We start from the raw sequence: 16,153 nt of genomic DNA on the forward strand, positions 1-16,153 counted from the left end.
TTGTTCAGCCCTTCACTGCGCCGGCGGCGATGTTGCGGATGAAGTGCCTGGCACCGAACAGGAACACGATCACCAGCGGCACGATCGCCACCAGCGTCCCGGCCATCACGACCGCGTAGTCCTGCAGGTACAGGCCGTTCAGTTGCGACAACGCCACCTGCAACGTCGTGTGGTTCGAGTCGATCAGGACGACCAGCGGCCACAGGTAGTCGTTCCACGCGTTGACGAACGTGAAGATCCCGAGGAACGCCAGCGCGGGCCGCAGCACCGGCAGCCCGACCGACAGGTAGGTGCGGAAGAAGCCCGCGCCGTCGACCCGCGCCGCCTCGAGGATCTCGTCGGAGATCGCGCTGCGGGCGTACTGCCGCATCCAGAAGATGCCGAACGCGTTGGCGGCGGCCGGGATGATCAGCGCGTTCAGGCTGCCGACCAGACCGAACTTCGCCATCAGGTCGAACTGCGGGATCGCCGCGAGCTGCGTCGGCACCACGAACGTCGCCAGCAGGATCGCGAACAGCACGTTGCTGCCCGGGAAGTCGTACTTGGCGAACGTGAAGGCCGCCAGCGAGTCGAAGAACAGCACGAGCAGCGTCGTCGCGATCGCCACCACGAGCGTGTTCAGCACCGACCCGAAGAAGTCGATCTTCGCGAACACCTCGCCGATGTTCTCGAACAGGTGCCCGCCGAACCAGAACGTCGGTGGCGACGAGTAGATGTCGGCGGTGGTGTTCGAGGCCATCACCGCGAGCTGGTAGTAGGGGAACAACGTGATCAGCGCGCCGACCACCATCGCGCCGTAGGTCAGGAGGGCGCCGGGTTTCGCGGTCCGGTTCACTTTTCGCCTCCACGGGCCGGGCGCTGCACGAGCCGCCAGTTGAGGATCGAGAACAGCACGACGACCACGAAGATGCCCCACGCGATCGCGGCGCCGTAGCCGAAGTCGTTGTCCGCGAACGCCGTGTTGTAGAAGTAGAGGACCATCGTCATGCCCGCGCCCTCGGGACCGCCGCGGTCGCCGAGCAGGATCTGCGACTCGGTGAAGATCTGGAGCCCGCCGATCGCCGACATCACCACGGAGAACAGCAACACCGGGCGCAGCAAGGGAAGCGTGACGCGGAAGAACGTCTGCACGGGCCCGGCGCCGTCGAGCTTCGCGGCCTCGTAGACGTCCTGCGGCAACGCCTGGAGCCCGGCCAGCAGGATGATCGCGTTGTAGCCGGTCCAGCGCCAGATGATCATCAACGAGATCGCGATCCGGATCGCCCACGGATCGGTCAGCCACTGCACCGGATCCACGCCGATCAGGCCCAGGAACCAGTTCAGCACCCCGAACTCGCTGGAGAAGAACGAGCCGAACACCAGCGACATCGCCACGATCGACGTGACGTTGGGCAGGAAGTACGCCACCCGCAGGAAACCCTTGTGGCGCACCGAGGAGTTGAGTCCCAGCGCCACCAGCATCGACAGCGCCAGCATCGGGATCGTCGACATCACCCAGATGATCAGGGTGTTGCCGATCGCGTCCCAGAACGCGGTGTCGGTGAGCAGGAACTTGAAGTTCTCCAGCCCGACGAACTTCATCTCGCTCACGCCGTTCCAGCGCTGCAACGACAACCACAGCGAGTACACGACGGGGTAGACGCCGAAGATCGCGAACAGCACGAAGAACGGCGCGATCGCGAGGTACTGCGGGAGGTACTTCCACCTCCGGTTCGCGCTGACGACGGCGGTCACGCGAGCACCCCCTGCCTGCGCAGCAGCCGTTCGACGGCGGTGCGCGCGTCCTCCCACGCCTGCTCCGGGTCCTTGCCCGCAGCCTCGACGTTGGTGAGCTCGTCGGTGTAGGTGTCGGAGATCGTGATGTCCCAGGGGGAGAAGTAGACCGGCTGGACCTTCTCCGCGATCGCGCCGAACACCTCGATCGAGGCCTGGCCGCCGAAGAACTCCTCGGGCGCCAGCACGGACGGGTCGGAGTAGACCGCCGGGCTGGACGGGAAGAGGCCCAGTTCGAGGTAGGCCGCGGCCTGGTTCTCCGGCGACATCAGCCACTTCACGATGTCGTAGGCGCCCTGCGGATCGGGGCAGTACTTGGTGATCGCGAGGAACGAACCGCCCTGGTTGCCGGCACCGCCGGGTGCCTGGCAGACGTGCCACTTGCCGGACGTGTCGGGCGCGGACTGCTTGAGGTTGCCGGTGATCCAGGAGGCGTTGACGAACGCGACCTCCTTGCCGTTCGTCCAGGCCGCGCGCCGGTCGACGCCCTCACCGGTCGCCGATCCGGCGTAGCCCGCGGTGAGGCCCATCTGGAACGCCTTGACCGCGCGGTCCCACGCCCGCCGCACCTGCGACTGGTCCTCCAGGTACCGGTTCTGCCGGTCCAGGTACTTCTGCTTCTCCTGCGCGAGCGAGTACGTGAACACCATCTTCGTGTCGGTGATCAGGTACCGGCCGGGGAGCTTGTCCTTGACCCGCAGGGCGAACTCGAAGTAGTCGTCCCAAGAGGACAGTGCGGCGGCGACCGCGTCCGGTTCGGTGGGCAGGCCCGCCTCGCCGAACAGGTCGTGCCGGTAGTAGAGCGCGGCCGGTCCGGTGTCGATGGGGAAGCCGAGCTGGAAGCCGTCCGGGCTGCGGCCCGCCTGCCACTTCCACGGCAGGTAGTTCGGCTCTTCCTGCTTCGCGCCGTACGCGTTGAGGTCGGCGAACCGGTCGGTGGCGGAGAAGTAGGTGGAGATGCCGTCGCCGAGCATGGTGATGTCCGGCAGGTAGGCCTCGCCGGACAGGGCGGCGAGCAGCCGCCGGTTCAGTTCGCCGCTCACCTTGTTCGGCGTGAGGTTCTGCGCGGGGAAGCGCTGCACGGCCTGGCCGAGCACCTTCTCCGAGACACCGTTCGTGGAGTACCAGAGCGTGATCTTGCCCGGGTTCGCGGTGGTCGGGCTGGTGCACGCGGTCGCGCCGAGTGCTGTCGCACCCAGTGCCGCCGCGCCGGTCAGAAACCTGCGTCGAGTCAACGTCATCGGGGACCCTCCGGAGAGCCCGTGAACGCTCCCGTGAACGTTCACGGATTGGCGCGAAGCATGAGCCGATCGAGTGAGCCTGTCAAGGGGTCAGGCGGACTCGCGCACTAAGAGAACGGCGCTGACCTGGAGTTCTTCTGTCGGCAACGGGGTGTCGCCCGCGACCAGGCGACCGGCCTGCTCGATCGCGAGGGTGCCGATCCGGCGGGTGTCGAGGGCGACGCTCGTGAGCGCCGGGTCGACGACCGTGCCGAGCTGCAGACCGTCGAACCCGATCACCGCGAGGTCCTTCGGGACGGCCTTGCCGAGCCTGCGTGCCGCCTTGAGCGCGCCCATCGCGATCACGTCGTTGTAGGTGAAGACGGCGGTGAGGTCGGAGTGCTCGGCCAGCAGTTGGTGCAACGCCTCGGCGCCGCCGTCGACCGACTGCACGGCGTTGCCGACGACCGGCGCGAGCAGGCCGTGCCTCGTCATGGCGGCCTCGAACCAGTCGCGGCGCAGGCTCGGGTCGGCCCGTCCGGCGTGGTCGAGCATGCCGATCCGGCGGTGCCCTCCGGCGACGAGGTGGTCTATGGCCGCGTGCACGCCCTGTTCGCCGTCGATGCGGATCGAGCTGAACCGCGGTTCGTGGTGGTCGCGGCCTATCAGCACGGCCGGCATGCCGCCGAGGTGTCTGTCTAGTTCGGACTCGTCGAGGCTGAAGTACCCGACCACGGCGTCCACCTGGGACGCGACGACCTCCAGCGTGCCGCGTTCCTCGGTGATGCTGTCGGCCGTGTCGTAGACGATCACGTGCCAGCCGTGCGCCCGCGCCGCCTCCAGCGCACCGGCCGCGACCTCGGTGAAGAACGGGTTGAGCAGGTCGGGGATGACCAGGCCGATGGTGGTGCTGTCCTGCCGCACCAGGCCGCGCGCGAACCGGCTCGGCCGGTAGCCGAGTTCCTTGGCCGCGTCGAGCACCCGTTGCTTGGTGCCGGCGTCGATCTCGCCCTTGTCGTTGAGCGCTCGCGACACCGTCTGCCGCGAGACCCCGGCGACCCGTGCGACGTCGTTGATCGTGACGCGCTTGCCCATGATCACCTCTCGTCCGACTGCGACCGAGTATGCAGGGCGTCGAGCACCGTGGTGATCGCGGCGCGCGAGTCGCGGCGGATGGCGGCGGTGATCCGGCGGGTCACCGGCAGCTCCTTCGTGACCACGTCGAACCGGCGGTCGACGGCCAGCGCGGGCAGCACCGCGACCGCCAGACCGGCCTCGACGTGCTTGAGCGTGAGCATGTAGTTGCTGAACCGGCCGGCCACTTTCGGCTCGAACCCCGCCTGGCGGCAGAGCCTCGTCGCCAGCTTCGCCATGTACGAGCCGGGGATGTCGAACGCCCACGGCTCGTCCTTGCACGCGGCGAGGTCGTTCTTGGGTTGTCCTGGGGGCGAGACAAGCACGATCGGGTCTTCGCCCAGTGGCACGACGTCGATGTCTTTCGGCACCGGCAACTCCACGAAGTCGGTGGTCGTGATGATCACGTCGACCTCGCCGGCCAGCAGCGCGGGCATGCTGGCGTGCGGTTCCAGCTCCAGGATCTCGACGTCGAGGTGCGGGTGGTCGAGTTGTCCCAGGGCCGGAACAACCAGCGTGTGGATCGAGCTCTGGAACGCGCCGAGCCGGATGAGGCCGGACGGCTCCTGGCTGAGGTTGCGCAGCTCGGCCTCGACCGCGTCCATCTGGTCCAGGATCGAACGCGCCCGCCGGGCCAGGATCAGCCCGGCCGAGGTGAGCCGGACACGCCGCCCGGTCCGTTCGAGCAGTTGCGTGCGCGTCTCGCTCTCGAGCACCGCGAGCTGCTGCGACACGCTCGAAGCACTCAGGTTCGCGGCCTGCGCCACGGCCCGCACAGTGCCCAGCGCGTCGAGCTGGCTGAGCAGGCGCAGGCGCCACGGGTTGAGCGTCATGCTGTGCAGTATTTCCGAACAGCGAGCGTGGGATTGTGAGATGGACCTGTTGCTCGGCTGGTTTTAGCGTTTTGTGTCATGGACACCTTCTGGGACGACGTCGACCGCCACCTCGTCCGCTACGGCGGCACGTTCACGCGCGAGATCATCGACAGCGCGTCGGGAAGTCACCTGTTCACCGAGGACGGCCGCCGGATCCTCGACTTCACCTCCGGCCAGATGAGCGCGATCCTCGGCCACTCGCACCCGCGCATCGTGGAGACCGTCCAACGCCAGATCGCGAACCTCGACCACCTGTTCAGCGGCATGCTCAGCCGCCCGGTGGTCGACCTGGCCCGCCGCCTCGCCGGCACGCTGCCGCCGTCGTTGTCCAAGGTGCAGCTGCTGACCACCGGCGCCGAGTCGAACGAGGCCGCGCTCCGCATGGCCAAGCTCGTCACCGGCAAGCACGAGGTCGTCGCCTTCGCCCGCTCGTGGCACGGCATGACCGCCGCCGCGGCGGCCGCCACCTACTCGGCCGGACGCAAGGGCTACGGCCCCGCGACCCCCGGCAACTTCGCCATCCCCGCGCCCTCCGGCGACTGGCAGGCGCAGCTCGACCTGGCGTTCGACCTGATCGACGCCCAGTCGGTGGGGTCGCTGGCCGCGTGCATCGTCGAGCCCATCCTGTCGTCGGGCGGGATCCTCGAACCGCCGCTCGGGTACTTCGCCGCGTTGCAGGCCAAGTGCCGGGAGCGCGGGATGCTGCTGATCTTCGACGAGGCGCAGACCGGGTTGTGCCGCACCGGGACCTGGTACGCGTTCGAACGCGACGGGGTGGTGCCGGACATTCTTACCTTGTCCAAGACTTTGGGTGCCGGGTTGCCGCTGGCCGCCGTGATCACATCCGACGAGATCGAGGCGGAGGCGCACGCTCGGGGTTATCTGTTCTTCACGACGCACGTGTCGGACCCGTTGGTGGCCGCTGTCGGCAACACGGTGCTGGACGTGCTGGAGGAGGAGCGGCTGGATGAGCGGGCGTTCAAGCTCGGGGCGTTCCTGCGGTCCGGGCTGGACGACATCGCTGCGCGGCACTCGCTGGTGTCGGACGTGCGGGGGCGTGGGTTGCTGGTGGGGCTGGAGATCGCGGACGAGTCGTTGAGCGCGCCGATCACGCAGAAGTGCCTGGAGTTGGGGCTGCACATGAACATCGTGCAGATCCCCGGGATGGGCGGGGTGTTCCGGATCGCGCCTCCTTTGACGGCTTCGGAGGAGGAGCTGGCGGAAGGTTTGGCGATCTTGGGTGAGGCGATCGGATCCGTCTGACCTGCGCGTATGGCCACTTGGCCACCTCGTCTCGGCTGGACAGCCGAGGCCGTGCGGGCTCTCTCCTCCTACGATCGACGGCGTGGGGGAACTTCGTCGCAACCTGCTGCCCGCGTTCACCGTCCTGCTGGCCGTCGAGATCTTCGTGGTCACCGGGCGGATCATCGGCTTCGACCGGGCGATCCACCTGAGCAACACCCGCGGCATGGGCGTCGGCAGATCGTGGGCCAGCCACCCGCTGGTGATCGTCATCGAGGCGGCGCTGGTGCTGGTCGTCGTGTTCGCGAACGCCTGGCGGACGCGGCCGCTGCTGGCCGTGCCGCTGGTCGTGGTGCTCGTCGCGGTGGTCAACCACGCCGCGTTCTACCGGCCGCACCCGGCGCTGAGCCGGGCGGACGCCGTCCAGCTGATCACGTTCTTGAGCGTCGTCATGGCCGGTGCCGGGCTGTTGTTGCGGATGCGGGAACGGTCGCGCGCGGCGTTGGCGACGGCGGCCGAGGAGCGGGCCCGGCGCGACGAACGTCTTGACATGGCCCGGGAACTGCACGACGTGGTGGCGCACCACGTGACCGGGATGCTGGTGCAGGCGCAGGCCGCGCTCGTGGTGGCGCAGCAGGACAAGGACAAGGCGTGTGCCATGCTGCCGGGCATCGTGGAGGGCGGCACGGACGCGTTGGGGGCGATGAGTGCGATGGTGAGAACGTTGCGGAACAACGGAACCGCGACCGCCACCACCGATCTCGCCGCGGACCTGCACCAGCTCGCGGAGAAGTCGAGGCTGCCGGTGCGGACGAGCATCGAGCTGGCCGAGGTGCGGCCGGAGCTCGGGCGGTCGGTGCTGCGCATCGTGCAGGAGGCGTTGACCAACGTCCGCAAGCACGCCTTCGACGCCACGGTCGTGGAGGTGGAGGTGCGGTCGACCGGCGAGGCGGTGCTGCTGTCCGTTGTGGACAACGGCACGACGCGACCCGTGCACTCGGGCGGGTTCGGGATCGTGGGCATGCGGGAACGGGTGAGCGAACTGGGCGGCCGGTTCTTCGCGGGTGCGACGGGGGACGGCTGGCTCGTCACCGCCGAGCTGCCGCTGGAGGTGCGCGCGTGATCTCCGTGCTCATCGCCGAGGACCAGGACATGGTGCGCGCCGGGTTCCGGCTGATTCTCGAAGCCCAGCCGGACATCAGCGTGATCGCGGACGTGCCGGACGGGATCAGCGCCGTTCAGCAGGCCCGCGCGCTGGAGCCGGACGTGTGCCTGGTCGACGTGCGGATGCCCGGCCTGGACGGCCTGGAGGTCACCCGGCAGCTCGCGCCGCACACCCGCGTGGTGGTCGTGACGACGTTCGACAGCGACGACGTGCTGAACAAGGCGCTGGACCTCGGCGCGTGCGGCTTTCTGACCAAGGACGCGAGCCCTGTGTTGCTGGCCGAGGCGGTCAGGTCGGCGGCGCGCGGGGACGTCCTGGTGTCGCCGCAGGTGGTGCTGCGGGTGTTGCGGCGCTCCCAGGCGCCGGTCGCCTCCGCCGACGCCCAGGTGCTGGTCGAACGGGAGTTGGAAGTCGTGCGGCAGGTCGCGAAAGGCCTGAGCAACAACGAGATCGCGGCCGTGCTGAAGGTGTCGGTGTCGTCGGTGAAGGCGTACCTGGCGTCGGTGCAGGCCAAGGTCGGTGCGCGCAACCGGGTCGAGATCGTCGCGTGGGCGTTCCGCGCGCACGTGGTGGCCGGCTGACCATGGCCACCTGGCCAGTTCTCTCTGTTGGCCTGCCTGAACGGCCATGATCTTGGTGCTCTCCGGCCGATCCTGAGGCACCCGATCGCGCGGCAGCGTGTCGAGGTGTGAGAAACCTCTGGGGCGCAACGGTTGCCGGTCTGCTCGTCTGGGTCGTCGTGCGGAGCTTCGGCACCGGCGTGATCGATCTCCGCGTCTACCTCGCGGGCGGCGAGGCGTGGCTCGCCGGCACCGACCTGTACACCGCTGATTTCCAGGCCTACAAGGGATTGCCGTTCACCTACCCGCCCTTCGCGGCGATGTTGTTCGGCACTCTGACACCGCTTTCGCTCGCTGCTGCGGCACTGCTGTTCTCGGTGCTCGGCATCGGCCTGTTCACGGCGGCCGCGCGGGTGTGGGCGGGGTTCGGCCTGATCGCGGTGTTCCTGCTGCTCGAACCGCTGCGCATCACCCTGGACCTGGGGCAGATCAACCTGGTGCTGCTCGGCCTCGTGGCGCTGGACTGCCTGCTGCCGCGCACGTTCTGGCCGCGCGGGATGCTCGTCGGCCTGGCCGCCGCGATCAAGCTGACTCCGGCGATCTTCGTGCTGTTCTTCCTGTGCCGGGGTCGGTGGCGGCCGGCGTTGACGGCGGTCGCGACGTTCGGGGCGTGCGCGCTGCTCGCCCCCGGCCAGGCGAAGCAGTTCTGGCTGCACGCGATGCTCGACCCGGACCGCGTCGGCGGCCTCGCTTACACGGCGAACCAGTCGTTGCGCGGGCTGCTGGTCCGGATCGGCGCGCCGGAGTTCCTGTGGTTCGTCGCCGTGGCGGCGGTGCTGGCGTTGACCGTCGTCGTGGTGCCCCGGTTGCGTGACGACCTCACGGCTCTGGTGGCGACCGCTGCCGCCGGGCTGTTGATCTCACCGGTCTCGTGGTCGCATCACTGGGTGTGGATCGCGCCGGCTCTGGTGCTGTTGCACGGCCGGGTGCGGATCGCGGTGGCGGCGGTGTTCGCCGTCGGACCGCACTGGCTGCTGCCGTCGGCGGGGGACAGGGAGTTGGCGTGGACGTGGTGGCAGCATCTCGTCGGCAACACCTACGTGTGGCTGGCGCTCGCGTTCCTGGTCTGGTGCGCGGTGCGGCCGGGCGCGATCACCCGGCCGCGTGTGCTGGATCAGGCCGTGAGCGCGCGGGAGTCCTCGATGGCCGCCCGCCGGGCGAGCCGGTGGGCGCGGCGGATCTCGGCCTCGCCGAAGCGCCGGCGGTCCTCGTCCGTCACCGGCACGACCGGAGCCACGCCCCTCGGCGCCCCGACGTCGTCGACCGCCACCAGCACGATGTAGGCCGACGCCACGTGCACGGCGGGCACGGTGCTGTCCCAGCGGTCGGCGAGCGCCCTGACCCCGATCTCCATCGAGGTCGCGCCCGCCCAGTTGATCTGCGCGTGCAGGTGCAGCACGTCACCGACGCGCACGGGCACCCGGAACGTCATCTCGTCGATCGCCACGGTGACCGCGGCGCCCTCGGAGTGCCGGGCCGACACCACCCCCGCCAGGGAGTCGGCCAGCTTCATCAGCACACCGCCGTGGACCGTGCCCATCAGGTTGGTGTCGTTGTTGTCCATGATCTGCGACAGCGTCAGCCGCGACTCGGCGGGTGACTTTCCGGGCAGCACTGGGTGAATCACAAGCTCTCTCCTCGCGAGCGTGCGGATGGAACGCCGGCGGCAGGTCTTCGGACTCGTGGGCGCACCGCTCGCTCCTACCGGCCGCCGCTTCCCAGACTTTCGCCCAGTGCTTCCTGGCAGCTTTCGTTCCCACTCACCGCTGCGGGGCAGTCCCGGATTCACACCGGGTTCCCTCTTTCCTCGCTCCCGTCGCCGGGAGCGAACCGTCGGCCCGATCAGCCTAACCCGCACGCGCGAACGGGGGCCCCGGCACGTGGCCGGGACCCCCGTTTCCGCAGCTCGACTAGCGCACGAACTGGAACCAGTTCACGTTCGCCAGGTCACCGCCCGTGCCACCGGTCGCCACCAGGTAGAGCCGGTGCACACCGGTCGCACCCGAAGCGGCGGCCGTGCGGGTCGTCCACGTCTGCCAGCCGCCCGTGCTCGCCGCCGACACCGTCGCGACCACCGGGCCGGTCGGGCTGTCGAGGCGGTACTGCAGCGTGCCGTTGGCCGTGGAGCCCGACGCGAGCCTCGTGGTCACCGAGGTCGGCGGCGTGGCACCGAAGTCGACGTCCGCGTAGGCCACGTAGTCGCCCGGCGTCAGGTAGCCGACGTTCTGGCCGCAACCCGAGTCGGTGCACCGCTCGACCTGCGTGCCGCGCTGCTCGTCGTAGTACGAGGCGCCGATGATGTTGTAGGCGTTCTGCGTCGCCGGGAACTGCGTGCCGAAGCCGTACGGGAACAGCGGTGCCTTGCCGTCGCCGACGTTGATCGGCTGCTGCGAGGCGCTCTGCATCCACGTGAACGGCAGCGTGCCGGTCGGCTTGTAGTCGCCGAAGAGCACGTCCGCGACGCCGTTGCCCTCGGTGCCGGGCAGCCAGGCCGCCACCAGCGCGGTCCACTGCGGCAGCTGCGCCGCGATGTCCAGCGGGCGGCCGGACACGAGCACCACGACGACCGGGACACCGGTGGCGCGCAACGTGTTCAGCGTCGCGATGTCCTCGGCGTCGAGGCCGAGGCTGCCAGGCCGGTCGCCCGCGCCCTCGGTGTACGGGGTCTCACCGATGACGGCGATCGCGGCGTTGTACGTGCCGTCGATGCCGGTGCCGTTGCGGTTGTACGTCACCGTCGTGGACGTCGACAGGGCGCTGCGGATGCCTTGCAGGACAGTGGTTCCCGGCGTCACCGGGCCGCTGCCGCCCTGCCACGAGATCGTCCAGCCACCGCTCTGGTAGCCGATGTTGTCCGCGCTCTTGCCCGCCACGAAGATCTTCGACGCCGTCTTGGACAGCGGCAGCACGCCGTTCTGGTTCTTCAGCAGCACCTGCGACTTGCGCACGGCCTCGCGGGCCAGGGCGCGGTGCGCGGCGTTGCCGACGGTCGGCGTGTAGGAGCGGTCGGTCAGCGGCTTCTCGAACAGGCCGAGCTCGAACTTCTTGGTGAGGATGCGGCGGTTGGCGTCGTCGATGCGCGACATCGGCACGCGACCCGCCTGCACCTCCTGCTTGAGGTAGGTGATGAACTGACGCCACTCGGTCGGCACCATGATCATGTCGAGGCCGGCGTTGATCGAGTCGCGCACCTCGGCCGCGGTGAAGCCGGGCTGGCCGTCGATCTGGTCGATGGCGTTCCAGTCCGACACGACGAGGCCGCTGAAGCCGAGCTCGTTCTTCAGCACGTCGGTGATCAGGTACTTGTGGCCGTGCAGCTTCGTGCCGTTCCAGCTGCTGTAGGTGATCATGACCGAGCCGACGCCCTTGGCGATGGCGTCGCGGAACGGCGGCAGGTGCGTTGCCCGCAGTTCGGCCTCGCTGACCTGCGTGTTGCCCTGGTCGGTGCCGTTGGTCGTGCCGCCGTCACCGATGTAGTGCTTGGCGGTCGCGAGCACCGAACCGGGGTCGGACAGCTTCGAGCCCTGCAGGCCGGTGATCATCGTCGTCATCGCGGTGGCGTCCTGCGGCGTCTCACCGAACGACTCGTAGGTGCGGCCCCACCGGTCGTTGCGCGCGACGCACAGGCACGGCGCGAAGTCCCAGTCGATGCCGGTGCCCGACACCTCCTCGGCGGTGGCGCGGCCGATCCGCTGCACCAGGCCGGGGTCACGCGTCGCGCCGAGGCCGATGTTGTGCGGGAAGATCGTGGCGCCGACGACGTTGTTGTGCCCGTGCACGGCGTCCACGCCGTAGATCATGGGAATGCCCAGCGGCGTGGCCAACGCCGCGCGCTGGAAGTTGTCGTACATGTTCGCCCACGACGTGGCGTTGTTCGGCGACGGCGCGGAACCGCCACCGGACAGCAGGGACCCGATCCGGAAGTTCGTCAGGTCGGCGTTGCTGACCGCGTTGCGCTCGGCCTGCGTCATCTGCCCGACCTTCTCGTCGAGCGACATGCGGCCCAGCAGGTCGGCCACCCGAGCCGGGATCGGCTGCGTCGGGTCCTTGTAGATCGGGTCGGCCGCGGCGGCCGTACCGGTGGGGAGGACGGCGGCACTGAGCAGAAGTGCGGCCGCCAGGAACTTTCTCACAGGGCAGACCTCCGGGGGACGAGGTCCTGTTTACCTTGCGGCACAACAGGGTTGACCGGAGCGTAACCAGCGTTGACCTAATGGTATAGACCAACGGGGAACCGGAACCCGGACCGGTCCCCCGGTGGTGCGTTCAGCGGCACCAGGACTGGACCTGCTCGGCGAAGTCGGGGAACTCCGCCCGTGCCGCCGCCAGCACCTCGGCGGGCGTGCGGGGCGCGATCCCGGAGTGCTTCTCCGCCACCGCACGCAGTTCGGCGTTCTCCACCCCGCTGTCGGACCCGAACTCGACGGCCTCCTGCGGCCCCACCCCACCCGCGAGCAACCACAGGAACTCGCCGAGGCTCGTGGCCACCGGCCCGACCTCGCCCTCCGACCCGAAGAACACCACGGGCTGCGCCGTCAGCGGCCCCTCCCACACGATCCAGAGCACGGCGAGCCCACCCGTCCCGTCCTGCCCGAAGGCGCGGAACGCGTCACCGGTCAGCTCCTTGTTGCCGGTCCACGACCGGATCCAGTCGGTCGTCTCCTCGGCCGAGTCGAACTCCTGGTAGGGCTCGTAGTCCATGTTGCCCGCCGAGGGCTCGTCGGCCTTCTCGTCGTACTCCCACGGGAAGTCGATGCCGCTGAGAGCGGCCAGCGCGGCGGGGAAGGCGCGGTCGTCAGTGATCTGCACGCGCGCACGCTACTTCAACAGATCACGCGCCTGCGGCGTCTTGGTCGAGGAGAGGAGTCAGACATGCCTATGCCCAGGTGGTGGGGCCACATCAACAAGCGCGTGTTCAACCCGCACGCGCTCAGGAGCGGCAAGTGGGCGGTGCTCACCCACGTGGGCCGCAGCTCCGGAATGCTCTACCGCACCCCGATGGAGGCGCACCCGGTCGACGGCGGCTACCTCGTCGTGCTCGTGTACGGGTCGAAGTCCGACTGGGTGCGCAACGTGCTGGCGGCGGGCCACGCGAAGCTGACCGTGGGCGGCGAGGACGTCGAGGTGACGGCGCCGCGGGTGGTGAGCGAGGCGGAGGCGTTCGAGGCGCTGGCCCCGGACGTGAAGCGCCCGCCGAAGTCGCTGCGCATCAAGGAGTTCCTCCGGATGGACGCCCTCCAGCCCGACTAGTCCGAATGCTCGGTCGCGAGCTTGCCCAGTGCGAGCCTGTTGGTCAGCCCCGTCTTGGTCAGCAGGCTCGACACGTGCTTCTCCACCGTGCGCCGCGAGAGGTGCAGTTGCGCCGCGATCTCGTTGTTGGCGAGCCGCGCGCCGAGCAGCCGCAGCACTTCGTACTCCCGCACGGTCACGCCCGCGAGCCGCAGTTCGTCCGGCACCTCGTCGACGCCGGAGCGGCGTTGAGTGATGCGGACGCCCATCAGGCGGAGTTGGGCGCGGCAGGCTCCTGCCACGGCCGGGATGCCGGCGTCGTGGAAGTGGTGTTCGGCGGCGCGCAGCCACGCCTCGGGGGTGCCCCAGCCGTCGCGGAGAGCGGCCTCGCTCACGAGTCGGAGGCCCAGGTGGCGGGCCATCGGGTAGAGAAGGCCCACGTCGCCGCTCTCGGCCACCTGGGCGGCGGCCAGGTCGTGGTCGCCTGCGGCGCCCGCGAGGACGGCGGAGGCGAGCAGGGCGAAGTGGTGGTCCCAGCGCAGGCCCGCGGCCGGATCGGCGACCACGGTGTCGTACTCGGCTCTCGTCAGGTCGCCGTCGACGGCCCTCAAGAGCAACGAGAGGCCCAGGCGGCCGGTCAGGTGGTAGGTGGTGGGGGTGGCGCGTTCGGCTTCCAGGGCCGCTGCGAGGTCCGCGCGGGCTCGTGGTCTGTCTTCTTCCAGCAGGGAGCAGAACGTCGCGGCCAGGCCGTGCAGGCGGGCGGTGTGCTGTTCGCCGCCGGGTTCGGAGAGGACGGACCAGGCTTCGGTCAACGTTGTCCGGTCGCCTCGATGGCCCGCCAGCACGGCGCGCAGGACGGCCATGAACTGGCCGATCTCCTGGAGGCCCAGGCGTTTTGCGGCCGAGGAGACGTCTTCGACGACCAGGGAGGCGGCGGCGTAGTCGGCGCGCAGGACCAGTTGCAGGCCGATGTTGACCTCGGACTGGTAGCGGGCGATGACGGCGCCGATGCGGGACGCCAGGTCGCGGGCCTGTTCGAGACGGCCGATGTCGCCGGAGCGCAGCGCGTCGTCGAGGCCCAGGCGGACGAGGGCGTGGATCTCCCAGATCGGCAGGTCGTGGGCGATCGCGAAGGCGCGGCTGCGTTCCAGGTACGCGGTGGCGCGGGCCGGGTCACGGCGACGCGTGAGGGCGCCGAGCAGTTGCCACGCCTGGCAGGCGACGACCGGGAGCGGGACGCGTTCGGCGACGGTGGCGGCGCGGAGTGCGATCTCCTCGGCTCGTTCGAGGCCGCCCGGTTCGGCTCGGTCGAGTTCGAGGTGGGCCGCTACGACGTCGACGGGCGCGCACTGCTCGGGGGCCGCGTCGCCGAGCAGTGCGCGGGCGATCTCCACCTGGGCGAGGCCGTCGGACGTGCGGCCCGCCAGGTTCGCCGCCCACGCGAGCTGGGTGTGCAAACGGGCGCGATGCGGGCGGTCGAGGCCCGAGCTGTCGAAGCTCATCGCGAGCGCCCGGTCGACCTGGCCCGCCTCGGTGAGCGCGAGGAGTTGGGCTTCCAGCGCCTCGAAGCGCTGCACGGGGTCCTCGACCAGTTCGAGGGACCGGTCGAGCAGGGTGACGGCGGACTGGGCGGCGCCCTGGGCGAGTGCGCGGCGTCCGGCCTCCGCGTAGAGCGACCCGGCCTCCGCGGTCTGGCCCGCCGCCTCGCGCAGCGTCGCGCACAGGTGGCACCAGTCGCCGGGAACGCCGGGGTAGCGCTTCTCGACGGCGTCGGCCGCACGGCGTGCCAGCGACGCCTGCACGTCCTCGGGGATCAGGGTCAGGACGGCGTCGGCTACCAATGCGTGGGTGAAGAGGTACCAGTCCGGTGTGTGGTCGTCGGGGCCGATGAGATGCGCGACGGGCTCGCTTTGCAGGTACCGCAGCAACGTCCGGTAGTCGAGGCCGGTGACCTCGCGGACGACCGTCAGCGGGAACCTCAGGCCGATCACGGCCGCGACGGACACGAACTCGCGCGCCTGGTCGTTCAGCCTGCCGAAGCGGCCCGCGACGCTGTGCACCAACGCGGACGGCGGCACCCCGGCGTCGCCCATGTTCCACACGTCGCCGGTGCGCACGAGGTGTCCGTCCGAGACGATCTCGTCGAGCAGTTCCTCGACGAACAACGGCAATCCGCCGCTGCCCGCCCACAGCAGGTCCAGCGCGGGCGCGGGGACCGTTCCCTCCAGACACGCGCCGGCGAGCGCGGAGACCTGCTCGTGTCTGAGGCGACGCAGTTCGAGGAGCGTGGCGGAGTCGCGTTTGCTGGTGGCGCGGGCGAACTCCAGCGCCGCGCTGTCGTCGTCGCGCATCGTGGCGAGCAGCAGCGTCGGCTGGTGCGAGATGTTGTCGATGACGTATTCGAGCACTGCCAACGTGTCCGGGTCGGCGTACTGGAGATCGTCGATGACGACGGCGCAGCCGACCTTGCGCCCCACCAGTTCGGTCAGGCGCAGCACGCCTTCGGCGAGCACGATCAGCGAGCTGCCCGACGGGTCGTCGGCGGCGGTGCCCCAGTCGGGGTTCAGCCGGGCGAGTGCGGGGCGGTAGGGGCCCAGTTCGTCGATGTCGACGGTGGTGCCCAGGCGTTGCAGCGACAGCAACGCCTCGCTCAGGCAGCGGAACGGGATCGTGCGGCTCATGGCGCTGCCACGGCCGCGCATGATGCTCATCCCGCTCTGGTAGGCGAGGTCGGTCGCCGCGGAGGCGAGCCGGGATTTGCCGATCCCGGCTTCACCGGTCAGGAATACGACCTGACCCCTCCCCGTAGCGACTTTCGCCAACGTCGTCTTGATCAGTCCCAGCTCATGGTCACGACCGACGACGACTGGTGCACGCAATGCCACGTGCACATGC

General features: G+C 69.6%; 13 protein-coding genes, 2 pseudogenes and 1 riboswitch. Of the genes and pseudogenes, 5 read left to right on the plus strand and 10 right to left on the minus strand.

Annotated elements, in window-relative coordinates:
- Positions 1-4 precede the first annotated feature (4 nt).
- The 5 genes from JNUCC0626_RS05015 to JNUCC0626_RS05035 all read right to left on the minus strand — a co-directional run bounded on the left by JNUCC0626_RS05015 (position 5) and on the right by JNUCC0626_RS05035 (position 4,960).
- Complete coding sequence (locus tag JNUCC0626_RS05015) at positions 5-835, minus strand: carbohydrate ABC transporter permease (protein WP_394618466.1); 831 nt, start codon at positions 833-835, stop codon at positions 5-7.
- Complete coding sequence (locus JNUCC0626_RS05020; protein WP_394618467.1) at positions 832-1,734, minus strand: carbohydrate ABC transporter permease; 903 nt, start codon at positions 1,732-1,734, stop codon at positions 832-834. Before JNUCC0626_RS05020 ends, JNUCC0626_RS05015 begins: the two co-directional genes overlap by 4 nt.
- Positions 1,731-3,014: an extracellular solute-binding protein gene (locus tag JNUCC0626_RS05025; RefSeq protein ID WP_394618468.1), complete on the minus strand. Its 1,284-nt coding sequence runs from the start codon at positions 3,012-3,014 to the stop codon at positions 1,731-1,733. The genes JNUCC0626_RS05020 and JNUCC0626_RS05025 overlap by 4 nt, the downstream gene beginning before the upstream one ends.
- Positions 3,015-3,104: 90 nt before the next feature.
- Positions 3,105-4,088: a LacI family DNA-binding transcriptional regulator gene (locus JNUCC0626_RS05030; RefSeq protein ID WP_394618469.1), complete on the minus strand. Its 984-nt coding sequence runs from the start codon at positions 4,086-4,088 to the stop codon at positions 3,105-3,107.
- A gap of 2 nt (positions 4,089-4,090) precedes the next feature.
- Positions 4,091-4,960: a LysR family transcriptional regulator gene (locus JNUCC0626_RS05035; protein WP_394618470.1), complete on the minus strand. Its 870-nt coding sequence runs from the start codon at positions 4,958-4,960 to the stop codon at positions 4,091-4,093.
- Between the two features lie 78 nt (positions 4,961-5,038).
- On the opposite strand from JNUCC0626_RS05035, the gene JNUCC0626_RS05040 reads away from it, so the two are divergent.
- From JNUCC0626_RS05040 to JNUCC0626_RS05055, 4 genes and pseudogenes are all read left to right on the plus strand, one after another.
- The gene (locus tag JNUCC0626_RS05040; RefSeq protein WP_394618471.1) at positions 5,039-6,265 is read left to right on the plus strand and encodes an aspartate aminotransferase family protein; all 1,227 of its coding nucleotides are present in this window, start codon (positions 5,039-5,041) and stop codon (positions 6,263-6,265) included.
- 82 nt (positions 6,266-6,347) lie between these two features.
- A complete protein-coding gene (locus JNUCC0626_RS05045) occupies positions 6,348-7,367 on the plus strand; it encodes a sensor histidine kinase (protein WP_394618472.1) in 1,020 nt (339 codons plus the stop codon).
- Positions 7,364-7,990: a response regulator gene (locus JNUCC0626_RS05050; RefSeq protein ID WP_394618473.1), complete on the plus strand. Its 627-nt coding sequence runs from the start codon at positions 7,364-7,366 to the stop codon at positions 7,988-7,990. The genes JNUCC0626_RS05045 and JNUCC0626_RS05050 overlap by 4 nt, the downstream gene beginning before the upstream one ends.
- A gap of 179 nt (positions 7,991-8,169) precedes the next feature.
- Positions 8,170-8,883: pseudogene (locus JNUCC0626_RS05055) on the plus strand (glycosyltransferase 87 family protein); the annotation flags it as partial.
- Between the two features lie 260 nt (positions 8,884-9,143).
- Here JNUCC0626_RS05055 and JNUCC0626_RS05060 read toward each other — a convergent pair.
- The 4 genes and pseudogenes from JNUCC0626_RS05060 to JNUCC0626_RS05075 all read right to left on the minus strand — a co-directional run bounded on the left by JNUCC0626_RS05060 (position 9,144) and on the right by JNUCC0626_RS05075 (position 12,838).
- Positions 9,144-9,656: an acyl-CoA thioesterase gene (locus tag JNUCC0626_RS05060; RefSeq protein ID WP_394618474.1), complete on the minus strand. Its 513-nt coding sequence runs from the start codon at positions 9,654-9,656 to the stop codon at positions 9,144-9,146.
- A gap of 21 nt (positions 9,657-9,677) precedes the next feature.
- A riboswitch (cobalamin riboswitch) is annotated at positions 9,678-9,879 on the minus strand.
- A 60-nt stretch (positions 9,880-9,939) separates the two neighbouring features.
- Positions 9,940-10,329 carry a carbohydrate-binding protein gene (locus tag JNUCC0626_RS05065; protein ID WP_394621972.1) on the minus strand — a complete coding sequence of 130 codons (390 nt, stop codon included), beginning with the start codon at positions 10,327-10,329 and terminating at the stop codon, positions 9,940-9,942.
- 24 nt (positions 10,330-10,353) lie between these two features.
- Positions 10,354-12,162: pseudogene (locus JNUCC0626_RS05070) on the minus strand (glycoside hydrolase family 3 protein); the annotation flags it as partial.
- Positions 12,163-12,295: 133 nt separating this feature from the next.
- Complete coding sequence (locus JNUCC0626_RS05075; protein ID WP_394618475.1) at positions 12,296-12,838, minus strand: SMI1/KNR4 family protein; 543 nt, start codon at positions 12,836-12,838, stop codon at positions 12,296-12,298.
- Positions 12,839-12,901: 63 nt separating this feature from the next.
- Between JNUCC0626_RS05075 and JNUCC0626_RS05080 the strand changes: the two genes are divergently transcribed.
- Complete coding sequence (locus JNUCC0626_RS05080) at positions 12,902-13,279, plus strand: nitroreductase family deazaflavin-dependent oxidoreductase (protein WP_394618476.1); 378 nt, start codon at positions 12,902-12,904, stop codon at positions 13,277-13,279.
- Here the strand turns inward: JNUCC0626_RS05080 and JNUCC0626_RS05085 are convergent.
- Positions 13,276-16,143 (minus strand): ATP-binding protein, encoded by a 2,868-nt coding sequence (locus tag JNUCC0626_RS05085; RefSeq protein WP_394618477.1) that lies wholly within the window; start codon positions 16,141-16,143, stop codon positions 13,276-13,278. The two genes, JNUCC0626_RS05080 and JNUCC0626_RS05085, sit on opposite strands and share 4 nt — an antisense overlap.
- Positions 16,144-16,153: the final 10 nt, after the last annotated feature.

Origin of the sequence: Lentzea sp. JNUCC 0626, assembly GCF_043632865.1 — a bacterium.
Taxonomy (GTDB): Bacteria; Actinomycetota; Actinomycetes; order Mycobacteriales; family Pseudonocardiaceae; genus Lentzea.

Bases quoted from the DNA above. Each gene is read 5' to 3' on its own strand.
- JNUCC0626_RS05025 (WP_394618468.1), bottom strand. From the start codon at position 3,014: ATGACGTTGACTCGACGCAGGTTTCTGACCGGCGCGGCGGCACTGGGT.
- JNUCC0626_RS05030 (WP_394618469.1), bottom strand. From the start codon at position 4,088: ATGGGCAAGCGCGTCACGATCAACGACGTCGCACGGGTCGCCGGGGTC.
- JNUCC0626_RS05035 (WP_394618470.1), bottom strand. From the start codon at position 4,960: ATGACGCTCAACCCGTGGCGCCTGCGCCTGCTCAGCCAGCTCGACGCG.
- JNUCC0626_RS05040 (WP_394618471.1), top strand. From the start codon at position 5,039: ATGGACACCTTCTGGGACGACGTCGACCGCCACCTCGTCCGCTACGGC.
- JNUCC0626_RS05080 (WP_394618476.1), top strand. From the start codon at position 12,902: ATGCCTATGCCCAGGTGGTGGGGCCACATCAACAAGCGCGTGTTCAAC.